Raw genomic sequence first — 23,277 nt, forward strand, 5'->3', positions numbered from 1 at the left:
TCCCCTCACCTGCCAAAACGCGAAAAGAGCGATATCCGCCGCGGCAGTTGCCGTCCGTCGGTCCTGGTGATGCGCACCACCTGCTGCTGCTTGGCGCCGAGACGGAGTTCAGCCGCGGCAAAGAGGCGCTCGACGATGTAGTAGTTGCCGTGCATCCGATAGTTGACGAGCTGGTTGTCCCCGTCAGCACCGACGATGAAGAGCGGTGGCGCCTCGCCCTGATCAATGCGCTTCGGGAACTCTATGTAGACCTTGCTGCCATCATCGAAGGCGCGCGTCGGTCTCCACGGCGGCGTGTCGCCGGTGATCGAATAGCGGAAGCGGATGTTTTCGAGTGCTACGTTCGAGGCCGCGGGCATTTCAGCCTCTGCCTGAGCGTTGCGCCGCCGAAGCGCCACGAGTTGGTCTTCGCTGTAAATCCAGGAGAGCGCCGCCATGGCAGTTTTCTCAGTGCTTTGAAGCTGCAGGTGATAGGATCGCCTGTCGGTCGTGATGACCAGATTGGTGGCAAGCCCCGGCGCGAATGGCTTCACCAGCACATGAGTGCGCTGGTCATCGCCTGAGCCACTAACGGTGTCACCGATCACCCAACGGACCGTATCGCCGGCTGAGACCGAGGTCAGCTTCTCGCCCCGCTGCAATGAGATATCGGTGACGCGCTCCGGCGCGGCGTAGAGCTGGTAGAGCGCGCCGTCGGCAAAGGGGTAAACCTGCACCGCATTGACATAGCCAAACTTGGTGGGTTGTTGCGTCGCCGCCTTGTTGGCATCGGCGACCTGTTCTTCCGGCGAGCGCTTATCTGGGGCGGGCTTGCCGGGTGCGGGCATCAACTGACCAGGCAACGGTAACGGTTTCGGCACTTCCACGACCTTGACCGGCTTCTCCGGCGCCTTCTCGATCGCGGCTGGTTTGAAGTCCTCGTGGTCATAGGAAATCTGAGGCGGCGGCACTGGCTTCGAGGCACAGGCCGAAAGAACCGCAACAGACGCCGACAGGATCAAGGCAGCACGAAGCAATGGGGCTCTATTTGTCATTGGCGGGCTCCTTAGGGGAAACGGGGGTTGGCGCGGCGCTGTCGAGCTCGCGCGACCAGTCGATGGCGTTGATGAAGACGCCGAGCGGGTTCTTGCGCAGCTGCTCGGTTGTCCTAGGCGGGCGGATGAGGATGGTGAGGATCCCGATCCAGCGCGTCGTGCTGGCGAGGCTGCCGCGCTCGAACACCTGCTCGGTCCATTTGACCTGGAACGAGCTGTCGGAAGCCCTGACCACGCTGGTCACCTGTACTGACACGCTGCGCGTGCCGATTTGGCCGAAAGGGTCGTTCGCCTTGGCATATTCGTTGAGGAAGAGCGCCGCTCGGTCGGTGGCAAAGTCGTAGGCCGACAGCCAATTCTGCCGCACCAGAACCGCATCGGTGGAAACCGAACGAACATTCTGGATGAAGCGGCTGAGATGCCAGGCGATCTGGGCATCGTCGGGCTGGTAGTTTTGGACTGCCGGCCCGACCGCGTGCGCCTCGCCAAAGCGGTCGACCTCGACGACATAAGGCACGACGCGGCCCTGCATCGACTGCCACAGAAGCCCACCGGAAAGCCCCGTCGTCAGAGCCAGGCAGCCAAAGGCCATGAAGCGCCAGTTCTTGGCCTGGACGCGCGCCGTGCCGATGCGCTCATCCCAGAGTTGGCTGGCCTTCTGGTAGGGTGTTACGGGTTCGGGCGTCTTTCCATAACGCTGAACGGGTCGCTTGAAGAGCATCTAGTCTTCCTTGTCATTGAGGGAGGGATTGGCGCCGCTTCCGCCCCGATCTCCATCGCGCACCGCCTGCGTGGCAGCATTGCGATGGGCGCGTGCGGTCTGTTCGGAACGCAGACGCCTTGCCCAGACCGGCGCGGGGTCAGAGGCTGCAGCGGGCGAGGTTCCTGTCTTTGACGCGGTCGGCATGCCGCCGGTCGCGGTCCAGCCGGCATCGCGACCGGCGTCGGCACTACGGCGGAATGGTTCTGCTGCGGATCGCATTCCCCGCATCGCGGCGCCGCTAGCGGCACTCGCAACCCCATGCAGCCCAGCAGCTACCCCGGACAGCCCGGACTCGGGCGATGTCGCGCGCCCCGTTTGCCAAGCGACGGTGGCAGCGGACCCCATGGCGGCGCCGGCACGGACTGCGGCGAGGCCGCCGCCTGTTGCCATGCGCGCGCCGGCAAACGCAGCGCCTCCGGCAACGAGCGTTGATCCAGCTGCGGCCGCCGTTGTTCCAAGTGCCGCGCCGGCGCCAAGCTGCGGCGCGCCGGAAACAAGACCCGAGGCAATCCCGGGGCCGAAAATGCCGAGCCCAAGCAGCGCCAGCGCACCCAGCACCTGAGACATTGCCGCCGCCAGGTCCGGCTCCTGGCCCTGCAGGGCGGAAGCGAACTCGCCAAAGAGCGTGGAGCCGATGCCGACGATGACGGCAAGCACCATCACCTTGATGCCCGACGAAATCACATTGCCGAGCACGCGCTCGGCCAGGAACGCCGAACGGTTCCAGAGCGCGAAGGGCACCAGGACGAAGCCGGCCAGCGTGGTGAGCTTGAACTCGAGGATGGTGATGAAGAGCTGGATGGAAAGAATGAAGAAGGCGATGAGGACCAGGAACCAGGCCAGAAGCAGCACGAAGATGGTGAGCGCGTTACCGAAGATCTCGGGGAAGCCTACTAGCTGGCTCGCTTGATTGAGGAGCGGCCAGGCGCCCTCGAAGCCGGCCGCGGCAATGCGGCCTGGCCGCAGGAGACTGTCGGCGGACAGGTTGCCGGCCGATGCGTTGATGCCGAGACCGGCAAAGGAGCGGTAAATTATGTCGGCGAGGTTCTTGAAATTGTTCAGGACGAAGGCGAAGGCGCCGACATAGAGCACTTTGCGAACAAGCCGGCCGAGAATGTTGGGCTCGCCGCCGAACGCCCAGACCAAGCCCGCGAGCGTGATGTCAATGCCGATCAGAATGGTGGTGAGAAAGGCGACGTCGCCCGAAAGCAGACCGAACCCACTGTCAATGTAGCGGGTAAAGGTCTCCATGAAGCGATCGATGACTCCGAGGTCGTTCATGTCGCCGCCTTCCTCGTTGTCTTGAAGAACTGCCGCTCAGTTTCCGGGATAAGCCGTGCCGGTGCCCAGGAAACGCTTCGTCGTCTCGCGAGCGGCTTCCTCAGACTGCGCTTTGCGCGCCGCATCCTCGGCTTCGGCCCGGAACTGGGTCGCAAGCAGCGTCTGGATCTGCATCTGCTGCTTGGTCGAAAGCGCGATCAGCTGATTGGTAGCCTGGCTTGCCTCGAGGGCACCTGCCGCGCCCTGACTGCGATTGACGAGATCGGTAAGCAGGTCGCCATCGGCCTGCACGTTCTCGACGATCTGCGACTGCGCGCTCATGGTCTGGCGGAACGCCTGCATGGCGCTCTGCCAGCGCTCGCGCGCGGCGCTCGCCACATCGCTGACCTTGATGGTGGCGTCGTAGCTTTCCGGATATTGCTGGCGCCACTGGTCCTGCAGCTTGTCGAGATCGAAGCTCAGGCCGCTCGCCTGGGTCATCAGACCGTCAATCCGTTGGAGCGAGCCGGTAAGCTGGCCCACGGAAGAGAAATCCAGGCGCTGAAGGTTGCGCGCCATGTTCTGCAGCATGGTCGCCTGGTTCTGAAGCGACTGGATTTGGTTGTTGATCTGCTCCAATGCGCGTGCTGCCGACAGCACATTCTGCGTATAGTTGGACGGGTCAAACACGATGAGCGCATAGGCCGGCTGGACGTAGTCAGCCATCGGTTTGGCAATCAGGGAAACGGTGACCAGGCTAGTAAAAAGGCGGCGTCCGATCATGACGATTGCTCCTTGTTAGGTTGAGGAAATTGCTGGAGAAGCTCGGCAGCCCAATCCAGGCCGCGCGCACTGAAGAAACGGGCGGCAAAGCTGCCCTGCCCTTCTTCGGAAAGAATATTGTCGATCAGGGTCTGCGCGGCCGGGTCGGAGGCGCCGCAAAGCGCAAGAGCGATCGGGCCTAGCCCGAGCTCGAAGAGGCGATTGCCGCGGCGCGACTGCAGATAGTAGTGGCGCTTCGGCGTGGCGCGGGCGACCAATTCGATCTGTCGCTCATTAAGACCGAAGCGCTCATAGGCTGCCCGTGCCTGCGGCTCCACCGCACGATCATTGGGGAGAAAAATGCGCTGCGGGCAGCTCTCGATGATTGCGGGTGCGATAGAAGAGCCGGCGATGTCGGCAAGCGACTGCGTCGCGAAGATGACGGAGACGTTTTTCTTACGCAGCACCTTAAGCCATTCGCGGATGCGGGCGGCAAAGAGCGGGTTGTCGAGATAGACCCAGGCCTCGTCGAGCATGAGCAGCGTCGGCCGCCCGTCAAACCGGTCCTCAAGACGATGGAACAGATAGGTGAGCACAGGCAGCACAGCGCCTTGGCTGTGCATCAGCTCCTGGGTTTCGAAACACTGCACATCCGAGATGGCCAGCCGGTCGTCATCGGCATCGAGCAGTCGGCCGAATGGTCCGTCGAGCGTGTAGGGCATCAATGCCGATTTGAGCGCATTGGACTGAAGCAGGACCGACAGGCCAGTCAGCGTGCGTTCCTGCGCCGGCGCGGTGGCGAGGCTGGTGAGCGCCGACCAGATTGCCTCCTTCACCTCCGGGGTGACGGTGACATTCTCGTGGGCAATGAGGCCGGCGATCCATTCGGCCGCCCAGCTCTGTGTGGCCGGGTCGTCGATGTGGCGCAGCGGCTGGAAAGCAAGCGCACCATTCGCACCCAACGCATGGTGGTCGCCGCCCATGGCAAGCGCGGCGGCGCGGGCCGAATTGCCTTTGTCGAAGACATAGATTTGCGCGCCAGCGTAGCGCCGGAACTGCAAAGCGATCAGGGCAAGCAGAACCGACTTGCCGGCACCGGTCGGCCCGACAATCAGCATGTGGCCGACATCGCCGATATGGGTCGAAAGCCGAAACGGCGTCGAGCCGCTGGTTTCGGCGAAAAGAAGCGGCGGAGCGTGATCGCCGGTGACCTCGGCAAGGTGCTCGTTCTCCGCTGGACCTGCCCACACGGACGACAGCGGCACGAGATGGGCAAGGTTAAGCGTGTGAACGAGCGGCTGGCGAACGTTGGCGTAGACATGACCCGGCAATGAACCAAGCCACGCTTCGACGGCATTGATGCTTTCGCGAATGGTGGTGAAGCCGAGCCCGTTGACGATCCGTTCGACGGCGCGAAGCTTTTCCGCGGCGGCTTTACGGTTCTGATCCCACACCGTCACCGTTGTGGTGAGATAGCCGAAGCCGACATGATCGCCGCCCAATGCCTGCAGTGCTGCATCGGCATCGAGCGCCTTGTTGTCGGCGTCGCTGTCGACGAGAGGCACCGGTTCGTTGGTCACCACCTCGCGCAGAATAGCCGCGATCGATTTGCGCTTGGCAAACCACTGCCGCCGGAGCCGAGTCAGCGTCTTCGTGGCTTCCGCCTTGTCGAGTGGAATGAAGCGCGTCACCCAGCGATAGGCGAAATCCTGGTTATTGAGCGCATCGAGGATTCCTGGCCGGGTGACGTTCGGAAAGCCGAGAACTGTGAGCGTGCGCAGATGCTGCTCGCCCAGCATCGGCTCTAGGCCGCCGGTCAGCGGCGCGTCAACCAGGACGCCGTCGAGATACATTGGCGTTTCCGGCACGGCGACCGGATGACGGCGTGTCGAGATCGTGCCGTGCAGGTACGTCAGGGTCTCGGCATCGTCGAGCGCGCGCACCTCGGGCACGAAGCCCGAAAGAAGATCAAGAACGCGGTCAGTCTCGTCTCGGAACCGGGCAAGCTCCTGGCGCCAGTCTCTTTCCCCTCCCAAGTCATGCGAGTCGACGAGAGCACTTTCCGCGCGCGCTTGGCCATCGGGCCCAGGCATGAAGACCAAGGTCAGATGATAGATGCTCTCGAAATGCGCGACCTTGCCCTCGAAGGCCGCGCGCCGTTCCTCATCGATCAGCCATGAGGCAGCATCGGGAAGGGCCGAGCTCGCATAGCCCAGCGCTTCGATGCGCTCGGCCTCGAAGAATAATGCCCAGCCAGAGCCGAGCCTTCTCAGCGCATTGTTTGCCCGCGCGCATATGCCGATGAGTTCGGCCTCCGTCGCGCTTTCAAGGTCGGGGCCACGAAACCGCAATGTCCGTTGGAAGCTGCCATCCTTATTGAGCACGATGCCGGGCGCGACGAGTGCTGCCCACGGCAGATGGTCGGCAAGCCGGTCGGCTTTGCCGCGGTATTCGGAAAGCTTCAGCATGCAAGCCAGCCCTTTTGACGAAGATGACGGACAAGCACGCTGGCAAAATCCGGATCACGCCGTGCGGCAAAGACCGCGAGCGTGTGGCCGGCGATCCAGAGGATCAGACCGGCAATCCACTGCTGCAGGCCTAGGCCGACGGCCGCGGCCACCGTGCCATTGAGGATCGCCACCGCCCGCGGCGCGCCGCCGAGCAGGATCGGCTCGGTGAGCGCCCGATGGACCAGAACCTCGAAGCCTTCGATATGCTGCTCTCCGGTGCTCATCAGACGACTGCCCCGCCGCCAAAGGAGAAGAAGGAAAGAAAGAAGCTCGAGGCCGCGAAGGCGATCGACAGGCCGAAGACGATCTGGATCAGCCGGCGGAAACCGCCCGCCGTGTCGCCGAAGGCAAGGGTCAGGCCGGTGGTGATGATGATGATCACCGCGATGATCTTGGCGACCGGCCCCTGCACCGATTCCAGAATCTGCTGCAGCGGCTGTTCCCACGGCATGCCGGAGCCGGCAGCGTGGGCCTGGGCCGTGAGAAGAAGCGCGACGGCGGCGAACGAAAGAAAGCGAAGCTTCTTGCGCATGAGGTGACCTTTCAGAGCTGCTGGAGTTGCGGAAGTGTGAGCGGGGTGACGGCGTAATCGCCGCTGCCGTCGAGACCCGTGACCTCGGCGATCGCGTCAACGCGGCGCGCGGGTCCTCTTCCGGCAATAAAGATGACCAAGTCGACGGCATCGGCGATCAGCCGGCGGGGAACGGTGACAACGGCTTCCTGGGCGAGCTGCTCAATACGATAGAGTGCGGAGCGTGCCGAATTGGCGTGAACCGTGGCAATGCCGCCGGGATGTCCGGTGTTCCATGCCTTCAGCATGTCGAGGGCTTCCGCGCCCCGCACTTCGCCGACGATGATGCGGTCGGGTCTAAGTCGCAGCGTCGAGCGCACGAGATCACCAAGCGTGACCGACCCCCGCCTCGTCCTCAAGGCAACACAGTCCTCGGCTGCGCATTGCAGCTCGCGGGTGTCCTCAATCAGGATCACCCGCTCATCGCATTCGGCGACTTCTGCCAACAGCGCATTCGCAAGCGTGGTCTTGCCCGACGACGTGCCGCCGGCGACCAGGATGTTGCGCCGCTCACGCACTGCCTTCCTCAGGGCATCAGCCTGCAGCGGGAGGATGATGCGATCGGCGACATAGTTGGCCAGCGTGTAGAGTTTTGCTGCCGGCTTGCGGATGGCAAAGCATGGCGCCAGCACGACCGGCGGTAGCAGACCCTCGAAGCGCTCGCCTGATGGCAATTCGGCACTGACAATCGGACTATCTGCATGCGCCTCGGCGCGTACATGGGAGGCGACGAGCCGGATGATGCGTTCCGCCTCGGAAGGATGCATATGCACGCCTGTATCGACCCGGCCTTCTCCCAACCGATCGAGCCTCAGCGCGCCGTCGGGATTGACCATCACCTCGATGACGGTCGAATCGGAAAGGGCCTCGGTGATCGCGGCGCCCATGGCTGTGCGCAGCATGGCTCGGCGGCGGTGGTCGGCTGCGGGATGAGAGCTCATCCTTCGCCTCCATTGCCATTGCCGTTGCCAAGCGAGCGCTTCCCGGAGGCGATCTGGCGACCGACCTGCTCGACGAATTTGTCAAAGCGCTCTTGGGCAATCGCCTGTGTCGCCCGATCCGGGACCGGCGTGTGGGAATGAAGCGTGATCGAAAAGCGTATGAAGAGTGCGAGGCTCTCCAGGATCACCTCGACATCGGTTCGGATATGGTCGAGGTCGCGGGAAAGACGGTCGAGCCGCATGCCATAACGATTGTCGAGTTCGTTCTCGCCACGCCGCTCGATGAAGGCCTCGACCGCTTTCGCGACGATCGCCGATTTTGTGGTCGACGGGTTGCGGCTGAGCGTTTCCAGCTTCTCGCTCAATTCGTGTTCGAGCAGAAACTGGTGGCGAATGCGATGGGGCTTCATGGGGCTCGTTCCGACTGGCCGGCGCTGATGCGCCGGCGGTGCGAACGAACATCGCCGATATCTGAAAAATCGCTTATGGGCGTTATCTACGCTGAGATACGCCTGAGCTGCCAAAGCGCTTAGAAGCCGGGGATGATGTCCTTGTCGTCGCCCCTTCCCTCGTTGATACCGTAGGCGTTGGCTGCGGTGGAAACCCGGTCCATGACGCGCTTGTCTGCGAGTGCCTCGGCGTCATCGTCCGCCAGATTGAAGAGGTCGTCTTGATCAGGCTCCTGAGAGACGACGACGTGTTCTTCAGGCAGGCCTGGATGACGCTGCTGTTGCACGCCGCCCTCTTCTTCGATTGCCTCGCCGGCGTTTTCGTCATCGGCAGCGAGACGGCGGTCAACACTGCGGACTTGTCCGCTCCAATCGTCGGGGCGCGACGCAGGACAGTCCGCGTACAGACCCTCCCGCAACACCGGCGCCGGCAGCACCCGTTCGGTGAAATTCGGATCCTGGTAATAGCGCAACTTCTGGGCGCGGATCGGCGGCAACCCGGAAACAAGGATTAATTCGTCAGCTTGCGGCAACTGCATCACTTCGCCAGGCGTCAGCAGCGGGCGAGCAGTCTCCTGGCGACTGACCATGACGTGCGAAAGCCAGGGAGCCAGCCGGTGGCCGGCGTAGTTGCGCATGGACCTGAGTTCCGTCGCCGTACCGAGCGCATCCGATATGCGTTTGGCCGTGCGCTCGTCGTTGGAGGAAAAGGCAATGCGCACATGGCAATTGTCGAGAATGGCGTTGTTCTCGCCATAGGCTTTGGAGATCTGGTTCAAGGATTGCGCGATCAGATAGGCGCGGATGCCGTAACCCGCCATGAAGGCGAGCGCGGTCTCGAAGAAGTCGAGGCGACCAAGAGCCGGAAATTCGTCTAGCATCATGAGCAGTTGGTACTTGCGGCTTTTCTTCGGGTCACCTTCCAGCCGCTCCGTCAGTCGCCTGCCGATCTGATTGAGCACCAGTCGCACCAGCGGCTTGGTGCGCGAGATATCCGATGGCGGCACCACTAGATAGAGCGACATCGGTCGTTCCGCATCCATGAGGTCGGCAATGCGCCAGTCGCAGGCCGATGTTGCCGAGGCAACCGTCGGATCACGATAGAGCCCGAGAAACGACATTGCTGTCGAGAGAACGCCAGAACGCTCGTTCTCTGACTTGTTCAGCACCTCGCGAGCCGCCGAGGCCACGACGGGATGGACCCGAGGTTTGTCCGCCGTGCCGAGGTGGTTGGTGGTCATCATCCGCAGCAGTGTCGCGGCAAACGAGCGTTGCGGATCCGACAGGAAAGTGGCGACGCGCGCGAGCGTCTTTTCTTCTTCCGCGTAGAGCACGTGCAAGATGGCCCCGACCAAGAGTGAATGACTAGTCTTCTCCCAATGATTCCGCCGCTCCAGCGCGCCTTCCGGATCGACGAGAATGTCCGCGATGTTCTGAACGTCGCGGACCTCATCTGAACCCCTGCGCACTTCCAGCAGCGGGTTATAGCGCGCCGATCTCGAGTCGGTCGGATTGAACAGGAGGCAGAAAGAGAACTTCGACCGCCAGCCGGAAGTCAGCTGCCAGTTCTCGCCTTTGATGTCGTGAATGACGGCCGAGCCGGTCCAGGAAAGAAGCGTTGGAACGACCAATCCCACGCCCTTGCCCGAACGTGTCGGCGCAAAGGCCATGACATGTTCCGGCCCGTCATGTCGCAGATAGTGATCCTTCAGTTTGCCAAGGAAAACGCCGGCCGGCTCAAACAGGCCTGCCTTCTCGGTTTCCCGAGCCGCGGCCCATCGTGAGGAACCGTAGGTGGTGACCAACCCCCTCTGCCGCGCGCGCCAGAGGGAGCCAGCTATTGCGGCCGCACACCCCAAGAATCCGCTGGCTCCGGCAAGCATGCCGGCCTTGTCGAAGACCTCAGGCGCATAGGCGTCGAAGTGAAACCACCATTCGAACAGTTTCCACGGCTTGTAGATCGGCCGGGCCGCCGCGGCAAACCATGGCGCGCCAAGCTGCGGCTGATAGTCCAGCATGTGGGCGCACCATTGCGTTGCCGCCCATACGCCAACGATGACGATGGCGAACACAACTACGATCTGGCCGACAAGGAGCTTCGTCGGTGTCACGGGCACAGCCTCCACTGTTTGGTAGTAGATGGAAGCAGCATGACGTGACGTTTCAGAATATCGAAGATACCCAATATACGCGCCCGTGCGATGCAGTGAACGTTGCAGACTTGGAAAACTGGGGCGCCAAGAAGTGTCATCGCGAAGGGCGACGAGCGAATGACTTGTATGGGGCCGTGTATGGACGGCTCTCCGTTGGCAAGGGATTTGTGAGCTTTTGCAGTTGCTGGTTGGTGTGGCCATGTATCCGACCTGTAGGTGCGGCCTTTCATGTGCCGCTGGCCATAATGCCATTCGCGCGTTTCAGGTGCCGATCGAAAGCTCGCACTTATAGTGCACGGCCCCAGTGGGTTTTCCTGATCCGGCGGTTTCAACCGGCTTTGTGCATTAGCTCCTGTCCGCCCTTTCCAACCTCGTTGGCGATCCCGCGCCTTGTTTCGTCTATGCGATGACCGGCTCCCTGTAGCGCTCGCCGCCGGTCATCAATGCCCAGACCATGCGGGCTGTCTTGTTAGCCAGCGCAACCGCCGCGACCTTGGTTGTTCGCCGCGCCATCAGTTGCACCAGCCATGGCCGCCTGGTCCCGTTCCGGTTCGGCATAGCGGATGACCGCCATGGCGCCGACCACGAGCAACTGTCGCAGGTAGCGATTGCCGGCCTTGGAGATGCTGCCGAGCTTCTCCTTGCCCCCGCTAAAGTTCTGCTTCGGCACGAGCCCGATCCAAGCCGAGAGGCATCGCCCCGACTTGAACGCGTGCGGATCGGCGACGGTCGCAACGAACGCACTCGCCAGCAGCGGGCCAACGCCCGGAATCTCCATCAACCTGCGACCCAGTTAGGTCTCTCGCGCACTCGCACGGACCCGGCGATCGTTTTCGAGGATCTGTTCCTTCACGACACGAAGCTGTGCTTCCAGCATCCTCAGGCAAAGCGGTGCGTCGGCCGGTATCCTGGCATCGTTCTCGTCGTTGATGACCACGAGAAGTTGCTCAATTCCATTACGCCCGATCGGCGCCACGACCCCGAACTCGGATAGGTGCGCCCGCAACGCGTTCGATATCTGTCTCCGCCGGCGGTTGAGCATCAATCGAACCCGGTGCAGCATCATCACACTCTGCTGCTCGGGCGACTTCACGGGCACGAAGCGCATCGTCGGTCTTGTCACGGCCTCGCAGATCGCCTCTGCATCTGCAGCATCATTCTTCTGCCGCTTCAGATAAGGCTTCACATACTGTGCCGGCAGCAGCCGCACATCATGGCCACGTGCAGTCAGTTCTCTCGCCCAATAATGCGACGAACTGCAGGCTTCGATTCCGACCAGGCAACGCGGCAGGCTCTCAAAGAACGGCAGCACACGCCCACGCGTCAACTTCCTGCGAACTGCAACCTCACCAGCCGCATCCACGCCGTGGACTTGAAACACGGACTTCGCAATATCCAGACCGATTGTGGTAACGTTGCTCATCATAGCGCTCCTCCAGCTCTAATCCCGCGATCATACCGCAGTAAGGGAGGAGAGCCGTCCACCGCATCAACTGCGGACTGTCCTCTTTCGGCTGTGAATTCGCGAATAGCTGCCATTAGATGCGGGGACCACCGCTTTTTGACCCACGTCGAATGGACGTGATCCTGCTCGTGGTATTCCCGCCAAGCTGCGCCATTTGCTTGAGCATGTCTGAAGCTGGACTTCTGTCACCCTGCCGATGGTATGCGACATTGGGTCTGGGCTGAGCGAATTAGCGCAACGCCTTGAGCTCGCGGTGGGCGGGGAATTCGTCCAGCGCCGCGTCGATCAGGCCCTGGCGCGAAATGCTGCCGCCGCCGCCCAGGGAGATAAGGCGGAGCGCGGCGAACCACTGCGCTCGTCCGTTGCCGCTCAGCCTGAGGCGCGAGACGTCGCCGCCCGCCCGCAGCCAGACGTCCTGGTCCGTCGGGCCGAGCGGGAAGAGGTCAGGCATGATCTGCTCAAGGTCTCTGTGGCGCTGATTGACGCCCGGAGAGACCGACTTGGTGCCTCCGAGCGCGAGTGCGACGGGGAAGTTCTCCTCAAGGTCGCTAGCCTTGAACACTGGGTGCTGTCTTCCGGGGACGGACTGCCTGACCGTTTCGGACACGTGGTTGAACAGGTCAAATACTCGAATGGTTCCGTCGCTGGCGGCGGTGGCGGCGCCCTTGAGGCCGGAGAGCATCGCGGTCGTGAACACGCTGTTCCGCTCGCGTCTGAGCACCAGAGACGTCTCGGTCGCTCGCGACGAAGCGAGCACAACCCGGCCGGTCCCCCGCGCCAGTTGCCGCAGCGACTTCTCGTCGAACCCTTCGCCGATCCCGTCCTCCCCATCCTCGCCCAGGCCGGACTTGAGCGTGGCGGTGCCGGCGGCATGGCACGCGTCGACGACGAGGATGACCCGCGGCGCCTTGATGGCGGCGATCGCGGCGGACAGCTCGGCCTCGCCGAGAGACGTTCCTGCGAGGTCCGTGAGCTTGCAATCGTAGGGGACGAGCGCGCTCTTCGCGTCGGCGCCACTGCCGATGCGCGCCCCGTGGCCCGAGAAGAAGATTGCGACGGTGTCGTCCACGGTCGCGGTCGCCGCGAGGTCGGCAAGCGATTTGCGGATGTTTTGGAGCGTAGACGCGTCGTCGGTGAGAACAGTGACGTTCGCCTCCGGATAGCCGCAGTACGCGGACGACTTGAGGGTCTCGGCGGTGTCGAGCGCGTCATTGAGCACGGCGGCGGGAAGACCCCCGACCGCCTCATAGTTGGCAACGCCAATAATTAGCGCTCGGCCTTGGTCGAATTTCATCAAGGACTCCATCGGGTGTCTTCCGCCGCCGACTCAGTTCCGGAACAGCGGGTCGTTGGCCATTAGCCTAAGGTTTGGATTCTCGGGGAAGTCAGCCCGCATCTGCTGGATCAGCCACGAGACGCGGGGTTGCCTTCCGTTTTGGATGTCGCGGATCGCACCACGCCAACGCTCCTTACCGGTACCGTGGTGACGAAGGTCGGCGTCCCGTCCGCCGGACCGCTCCCACAGCGCGTCCTGGTCTGGCCCGTTCGGAAAGAGCTCGGCGGCCAGCTCGGTAAGCACGTCCCACTTCTCACTGGCGCTGACGGGCGAGAGCCCGAGGAACCAGCGCTCGACGAGGCCTATCAGGCCGAGGCAGTGGCGGAGCACCGGTGCGACGTCGTTCCGGCCGGCCCGGTAGATCGAGATTAAGTCGTCGACGATGTCGCTTCGTCCGCGCGATGCGAGTGCCCGTCCGAGCAGGTCGGCATCGCGAGGGGTGATCGACCGAACCGCGCGGACCGCGGTCGAGACCCAATGCCGGAAGCGAGCGTGGTCGAGCCCGCCAAGTCCGTCGATCACGTGGAGACCTTCCGCGAGCGTCCCGGCTGCGAGGCGCGTAAGGAGCTGGTCGAGCCGCGGATCGCGGACGATCCGTTCAACCAGTTCAGGCTCGATCGTGGTGTTCTGCTGACCAGTTCCCGCGTTCGCGAACCAGGCGTCAGTCGTCGCCGCGAGTAAACGGTCCCGGGTGGTCGTCGGCACCTTATCCCAGATCTTGCTCCTCCGCGGGTAAGTCGTCAGGTCTGCAAGCGGCGATGCGGAAAGGAGGTGGAGGAGTTCCACCGGCGGCCTGACACCATCGATCTGCTCGTCGAGAAGCTGGTTGAACGCTTTCCGCGGGTCCTCAGGCCCCCGCCACGCTCCCATGTCAGCCTTGAGTGCTGCTAGCCAGATGCGCCGGTTAGGGGCGGTCGACATGTCCCGTGTTCCCAGGAGCGTCGGGTCCTTCGCCACCGCCTCGCCAGCGATCGTGAGCAACCGTGCGTCGGGAACGCTGTCCACCGCGTCGAGGATCTCGCCGGGCTTCGCGCGGCGCATCGCGAGCCGCATCGCGGTGACATCGGCACCCGGCTCCACGGCGCTCTGAGCGCTCGCCGCGTCCGTGGGCTTCATGCTCGCGCCGGCGGCGATGGCATGCAGCCGAAAGAGCTTATGCTTCGCTGCAGCAGCTATGATCGGCTTCGCGGTGGCGGTATCCAGGTCTGCAGGGGCCGCAGCCTCGAGCGCGTCCAGTCCCTTCCGGTCGCTCGCGATCAACGCGACGATCGGCGCGGAGACGCGGGGCTCGGACTTCGCCCAGCGCCAGAACCCAACGACAAACTGGCCACCCGTCGCAACGGCCGAGCGGTCCAGACCTCGCCTCGCGGCCTCGCGCCAGGGTAAAATGGCATCGTCGCCAATCAGCGCGTCGGCGACGATGGCCACTATGACGGCATCGTCTGAAGGAAGATAGTTGTTTTGTTCGAACCATAGCTCGAGCGCCTGCCAGACGACGACGCTCGTCTCGAGACCTGGGAGCGCGAGGTTGCGCAGCGTCAGGATCTCCGATGGCTGAGCCGTCGGGAGTACTTTGACGAGACGCTCGATGATTGCGCGTTTCTCGACCTGACCCTGCTTGGGATCCGGCGAGAGCCGCTCGATCAACCGGGCGGCGGAGACAAGCTGCGCGACGGTCTCGGGCGTCGCGGATGCGATGGCGTGCGCCTGCTCGAGCAGCTGGAGCTCCTGGAAATCGTCAAGGTTCGCGCCGATCCTGTCGCCGAACTCCCGCAGCTCGGCGCCGTCGGCCGAGCCGTCGATCATTCCAGCGGCCTGGGGCCGCTCGGCGCCGCTCCGGCCAACGATACGCTGCTGTTGCCACCGCCCGACGAGGGAGGCTGGCGTGCAGACGATCGTCGGCTCCGGCTTTTCCACCACGTCCTTCGGTCCGAAGCTCAGCCGGAAGTAGAGCTTGCGCCGTAGGGCGGGCCACAGGCATCCCCACAGCGCGACCATGAGCTTCTCGAAGCCGTCCGATCCGATGCGCACCACCGGGCCGGAGCCGCGGGTGACGAGCGCCTGCGCCGTGTCCGCAAGATCGGATGTCGCGGGCGGCATTCCCGGTACCGGAGTCACCTCAAGCGCCTCGACGGCTGCCGGTGCCGCGTCGAACGACGTGATAAGGTGCGCGAGCAGCGGGCGGAGGTCATCTAACGCGGCGATCTCATCCAGGTCGCAGATCAGCGCGTGGGTGACTACCATGCCCGACCGGCCAACCGACGGATCGCTGAACGTCCGAGCGACAACGTACCAGTCGCGAACGGGGAATCCCGACGTGACAGGCGACCAGTCGGCGCCTTGGGGCTCCGTGTCCGGCAGGTCTAGGCGCTGCGCCAGTTCGCCCGCGAGCTTGCGGTCGCCGCTCGCGTACCTGAGGGCGTGCCCAAGTCTGACGGTGCCGTAGATCGCTTGGTCAACGCGCATCCTCCGCTTCCCGTCCGCTCAGGCGCCAGCGTCGAGCAGGCGGTAGATAGGCAAGGCAAGGTCGCCGCTCTTCGTGCCGCTCGCCTCGACGACGTAGCCGAAGTGCTCGGGACCCTTACTGGCGTATTCCATGTCGCGAGTCGTGGGGCTGAGCGGGCGTTCGAGCGCGGAAAGGCCCATGATCAGCGGCTGCCGCCAGTTCGATTGCACGAACGCCGAGACGAGCGGCAGTCGCGCTTTCAGAGCCTCCGGAGGGGTCTGTGCGATCCCCGCCTCATCCCAGCAGGTGAGGAGCACGCCGAGGCGCGGGAGGCTGCGCGACCTGGACGTGGACCGATGGGAGAAGATGAGCATTTGGAGCAGCTCCACCAGCCTGGCCTGGTCGGAGGGATGGATCTCCCTGTTCTCGACCGAGACGCCCTTCAGACCGGCCAGTGGCTTGGAGAACATGTCGTCGCCGACACTCGTCTGCTGGAGCCGGATAAGCAGCAGCCACGCGTCGGCCTCGTCGATGCGCTTTTGCCAAGCGTCGGGGAGTCGCCGGTTCTCGATCACGGACTTGATCTGCTCGCCGCCATATTCAGGCCAGACCAGGTCGGCCTCGCGGCCGTTGGCATCAACTACCGGCCAGACGCTGTCGACGTTGACGGACCGTGCGGTGTGACCCGCGGCCCGTCCCTCATCGAGGCTCTCGAGCGCGGCCTCGAATGCCTCAAGGTTGGTGGCCGCGCCATTCATGCGCAGCGCTCCCGGGATCCGCATGAGGCGGCGGAGCAGCTGTGCCCCGTAGTGCGTCTTGCCGACGCCACTTTCGCCGACGAGGAGGATCGAGTTGGACGTCTGGCTCACGGCTTCCTATTCCCGTAGATGAACAGGGGGTCGTCGGATGTTGATGCCGGCGGCGGCAGCCGTACGCCGGGCCGTCTGACGCCAATCGCCCACTGGAGGAGCTCGACCAGCCCGGCGCCCTTATTCAGCAGCGGATCGCCGTCGGGCGCCCCAACCACGCTGACCGAGTGCTCGACCGCGTCGGACATCGCGTCGGTTACGGCACCGCGGACGGCCTCCTCCATCTCCGGAGAAATGTAGACGTCGGACTTGGTCCAGACGAGAGCGACGGGGCGGCCGTCTCGTTCCGCGCCAAGGCGCTTCGCGATGCGCTGCAGCGAGCCGCGCGCCGTGCCCATCGATTCGCCGGCGAGCGCATCGCGGTCGGCCACGATCATGAAGGCGTCGGCGTTATCCGACACCCAGCGCGCACCTGCCCCCTCGTCAGAATCCCTGTTGATAGCCCATCGCTGGAACCATTCGCCCGGCGCGTCCGTGAAGAGGTAGTCGATCGGCCGGTCGCCGTTCTCGTCGCGAAAGGTCACGTGCAGCAGTCCCGGCGCCCTTCCGCCGCGACTGGTCGTGTGGGCGGGAAAGCGCGGCGGCTGCCCCGGCGCCCACCGCATCGAACCCGCGACCGCCTCCCACCCGGAGAGCGTGTAGGATCCGGCGAACAGCTGGCCCTTGGTACCGGCCAGGCCTCGACCGAGCAGGAGGTACCATGCCGCGAGCAGGGTCGTCTTGCCAGCGTTCTGCGGCCCCACGACGCCGATGACGATGGGCTTGCCGCGCCCCGACACGAATCCTAGGTCCGCGAGGCCCAACGCGCTGCCGGACCACGGCATCAGCATCTCGCCCGAGAGGTCTTCGTCGGCTGTGTCGGTTACCTTGGCGCCATGCCAGATCGGGCACTTCGACAGGTTCGTGTGGCCAAGGTCGCAGCCGGTGTCGGGGACGAAGCACGTCGCCTGCGCGCACTTCTCCACGGGTCAGCCCTTCTTCGCGGAGCGACGCTTGGCAGGCGAGGCGTCTGTCGCCGCCTTCGAGGCCTGGAGCTCCCGGAAGAGCCATCCTGCCCACGCCACTGCGTCGAGCTCGGAACTGGCCGGGACGCCGGTGAGCCGCTGGAAGTCGTCCGCGTTCCGTGCGCCGGTGTGCGCAGGGTGGCCGATCAGGGCAAGCAGTGGCCCGCGCCCGTCCGGCGCCGCCGCGAGGTTACCGGCGGCGGCTCGGAGCGAGGCGAGTCCGTCGTGGTCCTGGGCCTCAGCGACGAGGTCCCTCACGGGCCGCCTCCCGCCATCCGCTGTACCCTTCAGGCGGAGGACCGTCTCGCCCAGGAACGCCGACACGCTCGCGGGCGAGAACAGCGGGACCGTTTCGAACAGGTCGAGCGCCATGAGCGCGGCGGCGACCGAGGGTGGGAGTTCACGGTAGCTCTTACCGGCCGAGGGCGAGTACAGCGCCTCGCGCCACCAGAGAAGATTGGTGCGCCGCTGGAGCCCGGCGGTGGCGGCGCTGATCAACTTTAGCGTGTCGTCAACGTAGCCGGAAACCGCTGTGGCCAACTTGCTGAAAGGCTCGGCCAAGTCCGGCTGGCTGACTTCAATCTCGGACACGGCGGCGTTGATCGCAGCGGCGATCGCCGTCCCGGACCGCTTCCCGAATTCATAGACCCACTGCTGTTGCTGTTGCGGGAAGTGCGGATTGCCACCTGTCGCGATGCCACCTTGCTGAGGGTGGTGATACGATGGGCCAGCGGCGGCGATCATTCCGTTCTGCAGGTCGGTCTGGGACGCCTCGCCGATCTTGACATCTGGTACGGTGAGGGTCGGTACAAGGTACTTCATAGGCTGGACAGAGATCGTCTCCGGCGTCGCCCACTCTTCTTCCGCCCGGGCATCGACGCGACGCTCGACCTGCTCGACGAGCCCGATCCAAATGTCGCGCTCGTTATCAACGGGCAAAAGCGGGAGCGCGTTGCGCGCCGACGCGATGAAGCACACGCCGACGCGGTCGTCCTCTGCGGCGGCATTGACCAGCGCGTCGAGCAGAATCGCGCGGATCACCGCGATCGGCGTCGCCGCGAAAGTGTTCCGGTAGGTTGTCCACCTGTTCTGGAGCGCCGCCAGCGCCTCTTGGACCACCGGATCGTCCTCGGGCGCATTAGGGTCGAACGCGATGAGGGAGTAGCTCAGCGCTTTTGCCGGGTTCTTTTTCAGCGCGTCGCCAAGGTCCTTTGCGGCCTGCGAGAGCTTCCCTAGCTTGGTATCATCCCCTCCTACGTCGATCAGCCCCTTGTTTAGGAACCCTTGAAGTGTGGCGTTGTCCACGCACTCATCCCCCTGTACCGATCTCACTTTCTTTTAGCGGACCGAGCGACCAAACCAATACGAAAATTATCTTCATTTCCAAACTAAAAGAGAGGAGCGACTCGTTCCGGGTCGCTTATTCGGATTAACGTCGTCTAGCATACTGCCAGCGTGGGCCGGTAGCGAAACGTCTACGGTGAAGTGACCAAATTAGTCGAGCATGAGCGAGTCAAGTCAACTCACAATCTATAGACTTGTTGAATCCGATATCACGAAATCATCTGAGCACGTGTTCGCGATCAATCACCCAATTGCCGACGGTCAAGCGTGACCTAGGTTAGCGACAGCTTTCGTCGGCGATCAATTGACAGCTGAACGGCCGCAATTGGGCGCGAACCTGACATCGACCCCTCGAGGTCAGACGTTGCGCGACATTGCGATGTCCGGCAATCGACCGTTTTCCGCACCTCGGCAAACAGGGTAGTCGTTTCGCTCCTTTTGCGCGAAAATATGGGGTCCCGATTCCGTGATCATTGACAAAATTGGGTTTTCACACTTAACCACCCTCCCCTGCGGACTTGACCTGACGCAATCGATGGCAGTTGTACCATTTGCCCAATAGCTCCCGTGGTTGGTAATCCAGCGGATGACCGGGTTTGGGGCCGCATGCGGACTGGCAGCTTCGAGGCTCGATTTTGAGAAGCGGACACTCCCGGCAGCCGCAGGCGTCGACGTGATCTGACCCGTTCCGGACCTTCTGTCACGCAAGGGCGTCTCCGAAGCCAGCGTTCAGCGGAACCGGAGATCCTGACCCTTTTAGCTTACCTTGAATATGTTCGCGCTGGGTACGGGACACGGTTTCACCTCAGCGTTCGGCTCTCGCCATCCGAATTGGCCAGCCTCGGTGTGATGCATTCGGAAAACTTTTTCTTTGCCTCTGACATCCCGTTCAGGTGGCGATCAGTCCGGAAGGGGCAGTTCGTAGGCCCCTAAACTATCGCACCAGGCGATATGAGACCTGCCGACTGAGCCGCCGCCATTATTGAGTTTGGTGAAGAGTTTTCGTTAAGTGCAATAACGACCCGAAAACGCGCGCGTGAAATGCTCAAATACGTCTCTCGCAACACCTGTTGCTCCAGCGCTGCTGCAAGTGGCGGGTTGTCTATTACACGGGGTGGTACTACGCCCTGTTCAAGGCCGACAAGCACGACCGCGTCAAACTCCTGTCCGCCTATGAATGCTGGGCGGCTAAGGACAACGAGTGGCTGGTCAGGGGTGATCTTCTCTCCGCGTTGTGTAATGACATGCAAAGGAAGTTGGGATTCCTGAAAGCTAGCCACCAGGTCGTTCCAATACCCTTCAGAATGACAAATGACAGCGATTTGACGAACGTTCCGGGAACGCAACTTCTGAACTGCCTTGACAATAAACCGGCCAAGGCTCCTCTGCTCGGGGTTCCTCACAATCAGCACAGGAGGACTGGCAAGCGCATGGCTAGAGTCTACGGTTGCTTTAGGGTTTCCTGTGAAGTCGGGGAACTCCGTGCCAAAAAGATCAGTGGTCTTTTGAATGATGAAAAAGGCGAACGAGATAATCTCCTTCGTAGACCTGTGATTTGAAGGAAGCTTTTCATTCTCGACATCTGAAATGCCTAGTGACGCTAGCCCGGCGGCAGACAGGCCAAAGGGCTCTTGAGCCTCGTCCAGGGCCAGGGCGATTGGAACGTGCCGCGTGGCACCCGTAGGAAGAAGTGAAAAAATTCTTCGCTCGTTTTCATTGAAAAGCTGGGCTTCATCGACGAGAACGATATCGAAGCCTTCGGAACGTCGCTTAAGTTCCCAGACTGGCGTTCTCAACCGACCAGCGAGTGAAAGAGCGATGTCGTCGGAGTCGAGCATCCCAAACTCCTCAAAAACCACCCTGTGATATGCTCGGAAACAGTCAAATACGACAGCGCGCTCGGCTGGTGTCAGAAGCCGGTGGAAACGGCTAAAAGGGACCTCTGCACCAACGTATCGCTCCTTCTCGTCCGTGAGGCCACGCCCTTTTATCACCGAGGATATCTCGGACATGGTCAGTACTGCAAACGCATTAAATAGTTCCTCTTGCTCCCAGACCTGCCGTAGCAGTGTACCGTCAGAGAAGAGTTGAGGCTGGGCGTCAAGTACCTCTCTCAGAGAATTCTTTATTTGCCCTAGCTGAAACAACTTTGTCTTCTGAGCGTCGCGATCAATGACCATGCGATCATCTATTTCGATCCTCTTTCGACCGTACTCGGATAGAGTCGTGACTACCAGTTGCCGGTCTACTCCGGTTAGGTACTCTTCACCGCCCAGTACTTTGAAACGGTCTGTGACCGACTGAGCCATCGCGGCGTTGTGTACGATGTAGGCTGCTTTGATAGCTCGGCTCGTTCGCTCAGCATCTCGGAGGTACCGCATTGCGAGTAGCTGCATCAGAAGTGTCTTACCCGATCCTGCAGGGCCTATTATCCGAACCGGATGGCCGTGAAGAACGTCACTTGCTAAGGCCCGACGCTGAGCTTCATTGAGTGCTCCGCTTGATATCCATTGCTCATAGTTCCAGTGAATCGTCTCATATGGGTTTACCGCAATGTCAGCAGATACTCCGTTGGTACTTACCGTTATCTCGCTGAGAAAATCCTGATCGACTTGAGCTGGTTGGACAGAAGCCCGAAGTTCATTAAACGCAGGGTCTTCCAAAGCAGGTCTTCTATTCTGCTTCTCCACGAGCGAATTGCACAATGTCACGAGAACTGCGATGCGGTTTATCTCAGACTCAATCCCACCCGTCAGCTCGTCAAAAGCATGTTCTGGCCCAATGCCGATGAGGCTTCTGGCGCTCAGGTCTTCGAATCCCGGCGATGCTTCATAATAGCAAATGGAATAATATCGCGCGTTCGAGCCTCGTCCGGCTAAGCAAGTATGCGAGCCATTGGCCTGAGTACGATGAATATAGTCTCCCTCAATGATGAGGCCCTGCAGACGCTGGCTTATCACATAGATGAATCTTTCGATCACCTGGGGAGCGATTTGCTCGTGGCGCGCGATAGACATCGGGCCGTTTAGTCGGAAAATTCCCCAACTCTCTCCTCCAGTATTAGAGAGATAGTCGGCATTCCAGACTGCTAGGATGCGATGGTCTTCACTAGCCGAGAGGCGCAGGGGACCGGCGTTAAAGTCGGCTTTTGAAAGTCCCGTCAGATCATTCTTAAGGAGGACGGTAGAGAGCGAGGACAGCGCAGTTGGGTGGGTTAGTAGCCACGAACAAGTCTCGCGTGTTAAACCAACATATTCCATCAGGCATCAACCTCGATTTCGAAGCGTCGTAAGGTGTCAGGGGAGAAGTCTGGCGAGCCCACTCTGTTATAGAGGCTAGAGAATCGGGTCAGGAGATCAGACAGAAAAGCAGGTCGCAACGATAGAAGCTTTATAGGATGGGCGCTGCTCAGAGCTGTTGTGAGATGCTCCGGAAAGCCGACTCGACGGATGCGATCTGGCCAACTGCCTGCTGGAGACTCCTGCGCAACTGTTAACACACTAACTGGCAGAGTGATCGGATAACGGAATAGTATAACAGAGTGCGCAGAAACACCGCTGAAGGTCACGTTTTGCTCATCGCAAGGGATAAAGTGCAAGGACGGAGAGTAGCTGTTGGAGATGATCCGCTGCTTTATCTTCGGCCACTCAGATCCGAATAGTTTCGAGAGGGAGTCTACGTTGACCTCGCCACCCGGATTGCTTCTCATAACACGTAATATCTCAAGCCCAGCCAGGGCGCGATCAACTGCGCCTCGTGCTTTTTCGCTCCGCTGTTTTTCTGACAGGAACATTCTTAGAGTTGCATCAGCGCCCAACAAGTCCTCTTCGGCTGGGGGAATGTACGTTTCAGCTGACCATATTGGGGTGACTTCGGCTCCGGTCGCCCTTAACGCACCGAGTAGCTTCTCGAGCACAGCCGGAAGAGCAGACCCCAGCGAGAAATAAGAGCGGATCGATACTATCGGCAGGTAGGTAACGGTTTCGGACTTATGCCAGCTGAGATCACAAGCCGGAGTGATGACAATCCCGCAGCAGCTCTCGCAGCCAAGTGAGCCGAATGTTGGAAGCCCGCGCCATATGTCACCACATTCGTGCGCGCTGTTAGGTAAGTAACTGTAGTAGCTTTGAGCGTTAATCCTGACTGTCGATAACATCCCGCTCCCCCACCTGTTGGAACGCTATGCCATGATCCTTCGGGAACAGGAAGAGAGGGATGACCACAATCTGCGTGGGCATCGGCGCGCAGCTGTCGCGAAATGCTGGGCCACCCATCGTACAGCGAGCATCTGGCTTAGGGGAACGGGTCATGAAGGCTCTGGGTCCGAGTCAGGCCGCAACGCAAAGGTCGGCTTTGGATAAGCGCCAGGA

The 23,277-nt window shown here is 61.9% G+C and carries 17 protein-coding genes and 1 pseudogene; all 18 read right to left on the bottom strand.

Annotation, left to right across the window (positions count from 1 at the left end; translation table 11 throughout):
- Positions 1–5: 5 nt before the first annotated feature.
- Complete coding sequence (gene trbG, locus NKI37_RS26575) at positions 6–1,034, bottom strand: P-type conjugative transfer protein TrbG (protein ID WP_031245469.1); 1,029 nt, start codon at positions 1,032–1,034, stop codon at positions 6–8.
- Positions 1,024–1,755, bottom strand: coding sequence for a conjugal transfer protein TrbF (gene trbF, locus NKI37_RS26580; protein WP_023685994.1), 732 nt, complete (start codon positions 1,753–1,755; stop codon positions 1,024–1,026). The genes trbG and trbF overlap by 11 nt, the downstream gene beginning before the upstream one ends.
- Positions 1,756–3,078 (bottom strand): P-type conjugative transfer protein TrbL, encoded by a 1,323-nt coding sequence (gene trbL / locus NKI37_RS26585; protein ID WP_023776467.1) that lies wholly within the window; start codon positions 3,076–3,078, stop codon positions 1,756–1,758. It lies immediately after the preceding gene.
- A gap of 36 nt (positions 3,079–3,114) precedes the next feature.
- Positions 3,115–3,840, bottom strand: a complete 726-nt coding sequence (gene trbJ, locus NKI37_RS26590; RefSeq protein ID WP_023669263.1) for a P-type conjugative transfer protein TrbJ — start codon at positions 3,838–3,840, stop codon at positions 3,115–3,117.
- On the bottom strand, positions 3,837–6,287 hold the full coding sequence (gene trbE, locus NKI37_RS26595; RefSeq protein WP_023711817.1) for a conjugal transfer protein TrbE: 2,451 nt from the start codon (positions 6,285–6,287) through the stop codon (positions 3,837–3,839). The genes trbJ and trbE overlap by 4 nt, the downstream gene beginning before the upstream one ends.
- On the bottom strand, positions 6,281–6,553 hold the full coding sequence (locus NKI37_RS26600) for a VirB3 family type IV secretion system protein (RefSeq protein ID WP_352789948.1): 273 nt from the start codon (positions 6,551–6,553) through the stop codon (positions 6,281–6,283). The genes trbE and NKI37_RS26600 overlap by 7 nt, the downstream gene beginning before the upstream one ends.
- The gene (locus tag NKI37_RS26605; protein ID WP_023689362.1) at positions 6,553–6,861 is read right to left on the bottom strand and encodes a TrbC/VirB2 family type IV secretion system protein; all 309 of its coding nucleotides are present in this window, start codon (positions 6,859–6,861) and stop codon (positions 6,553–6,555) included. The genes NKI37_RS26600 and NKI37_RS26605 overlap by 1 nt, the downstream gene beginning before the upstream one ends.
- 11 nt (positions 6,862–6,872) lie before the next feature.
- A complete protein-coding gene (trbB, locus tag NKI37_RS26610) occupies positions 6,873–7,841 on the bottom strand; it encodes a P-type conjugative transfer ATPase TrbB (protein ID WP_023692455.1) in 969 nt (322 codons plus the stop codon).
- Positions 7,838–8,251, bottom strand: a complete 414-nt coding sequence (locus NKI37_RS26615; RefSeq protein WP_352789945.1) for a CopG family transcriptional regulator — start codon at positions 8,249–8,251, stop codon at positions 7,838–7,840. Before NKI37_RS26615 ends, trbB begins: the two co-directional genes overlap by 4 nt.
- A gap of 119 nt (positions 8,252–8,370) precedes the next feature.
- Positions 8,371–10,401 carry a conjugal transfer protein TraG gene (locus NKI37_RS26620; RefSeq protein WP_352789962.1) on the bottom strand — a complete coding sequence of 677 codons (2,031 nt, stop codon included), beginning with the start codon at positions 10,399–10,401 and terminating at the stop codon, positions 8,371–8,373.
- A 441-nt stretch (positions 10,402–10,842) separates the two neighbouring features.
- Positions 10,843–11,866, bottom strand: a pseudogene (locus NKI37_RS26625) (IS110 family RNA-guided transposase).
- Positions 11,867–12,137: 271 nt separating this feature from the next.
- Positions 12,138–13,202 (bottom strand): caspase family protein, encoded by a 1,065-nt coding sequence (locus tag NKI37_RS26630; protein WP_352789943.1) that lies wholly within the window; start codon positions 13,200–13,202, stop codon positions 12,138–12,140.
- 33 nt (positions 13,203–13,235) lie between these two features.
- Positions 13,236–15,710 (bottom strand): GAP1-N1 domain-containing protein, encoded by a 2,475-nt coding sequence (locus NKI37_RS26635; RefSeq protein WP_352789941.1) that lies wholly within the window; start codon positions 15,708–15,710, stop codon positions 13,236–13,238.
- An 18-nt stretch (positions 15,711–15,728) separates the two neighbouring features.
- Complete coding sequence (locus tag NKI37_RS26640; protein ID WP_352576259.1) at positions 15,729–16,559, bottom strand: TRAFAC clade GTPase domain-containing protein; 831 nt, start codon at positions 16,557–16,559, stop codon at positions 15,729–15,731.
- Positions 16,556–17,524: a TRAFAC clade GTPase domain-containing protein gene (locus NKI37_RS26645; RefSeq protein WP_352576257.1), complete on the bottom strand. Its 969-nt coding sequence runs from the start codon at positions 17,522–17,524 to the stop codon at positions 16,556–16,558. The genes NKI37_RS26640 and NKI37_RS26645 overlap by 4 nt, the downstream gene beginning before the upstream one ends.
- A 3-nt stretch (positions 17,525–17,527) precedes the next feature.
- On the bottom strand, positions 17,528–18,868 hold the full coding sequence (locus tag NKI37_RS26650) for a GTPase-associated system all-helical protein GASH (protein WP_352576256.1): 1,341 nt from the start codon (positions 18,866–18,868) through the stop codon (positions 17,528–17,530).
- A gap of 968 nt (positions 18,869–19,836) precedes the next feature.
- Positions 19,837–22,167 (bottom strand): UvrD-helicase domain-containing protein, encoded by a 2,331-nt coding sequence (locus NKI37_RS26655; RefSeq protein WP_352576255.1) that lies wholly within the window; start codon positions 22,165–22,167, stop codon positions 19,837–19,839.
- The gene (locus tag NKI37_RS26660) at positions 22,167–23,063 is read right to left on the bottom strand and encodes a hypothetical protein (protein WP_352776153.1); all 897 of its coding nucleotides are present in this window, start codon (positions 23,061–23,063) and stop codon (positions 22,167–22,169) included. The genes NKI37_RS26655 and NKI37_RS26660 overlap by 1 nt, the downstream gene beginning before the upstream one ends.
- Positions 23,064–23,277 lie beyond the last annotated feature (214 nt).

The organism is Mesorhizobium sp. M0626, assembly GCF_040320665.1.
Lineage (GTDB): Bacteria > Pseudomonadota > Alphaproteobacteria > Rhizobiales > Rhizobiaceae > Mesorhizobium.

Excerpts from the sequence above, each read along its gene's own strand:
- trbG (WP_031245469.1), bottom strand. The coding sequence starts at position 1,034 with ATGACAAATAGAGCCCCATTGCTTCGTGCTGCCTTGATCCTGTCGGCG.
- trbE (WP_023711817.1), bottom strand. The coding sequence starts at position 6,287 with ATGCTGAAGCTTTCCGAATACCGCGGCAAAGCCGACCGGCTTGCCGAC.
- NKI37_RS26635 (WP_352789941.1), bottom strand. The coding sequence starts at position 15,710 with ATGCGCGTTGACCAAGCGATCTACGGCACCGTCAGACTTGGGCACGCC.
- NKI37_RS26615 (WP_352789945.1), bottom strand. The coding sequence starts at position 8,251 with ATGAAGCCCCATCGCATTCGCCACCAGTTTCTGCTCGAACACGAATTG.
- trbJ (WP_023669263.1), bottom strand. The coding sequence starts at position 3,840 with ATGATCGGACGCCGCCTTTTTACTAGCCTGGTCACCGTTTCCCTGATT.
- NKI37_RS26630 (WP_352789943.1), bottom strand. The coding sequence starts at position 13,202 with ATGAAATTCGACCAAGGCCGAGCGCTAATTATTGGCGTTGCCAACTAT.
- NKI37_RS26600 (WP_352789948.1), bottom strand. The coding sequence starts at position 6,553 with ATGAGCACCGGAGAGCAGCATATCGAAGGCTTCGAGGTTCTGGTCCAT.
- trbB (WP_023692455.1), bottom strand. The coding sequence starts at position 7,841 with ATGAGCTCTCATCCCGCAGCCGACCACCGCCGCCGAGCCATGCTGCGC.
- trbL (WP_023776467.1), bottom strand. The coding sequence starts at position 3,078 with ATGAACGACCTCGGAGTCATCGATCGCTTCATGGAGACCTTTACCCGC.
- NKI37_RS26655 (WP_352576255.1), bottom strand. The coding sequence starts at position 22,167 with ATGGAATATGTTGGTTTAACACGCGAGACTTGTTCGTGGCTACTAACC.
- NKI37_RS26660 (WP_352776153.1), bottom strand. The coding sequence starts at position 23,063 with ATGTTATCGACAGTCAGGATTAACGCTCAAAGCTACTACAGTTACTTA.
- NKI37_RS26605 (WP_023689362.1), bottom strand. The coding sequence starts at position 6,861 with ATGCGCAAGAAGCTTCGCTTTCTTTCGTTCGCCGCCGTCGCGCTTCTT.
- trbF (WP_023685994.1), bottom strand. The coding sequence starts at position 1,755 with ATGCTCTTCAAGCGACCCGTTCAGCGTTATGGAAAGACGCCCGAACCC.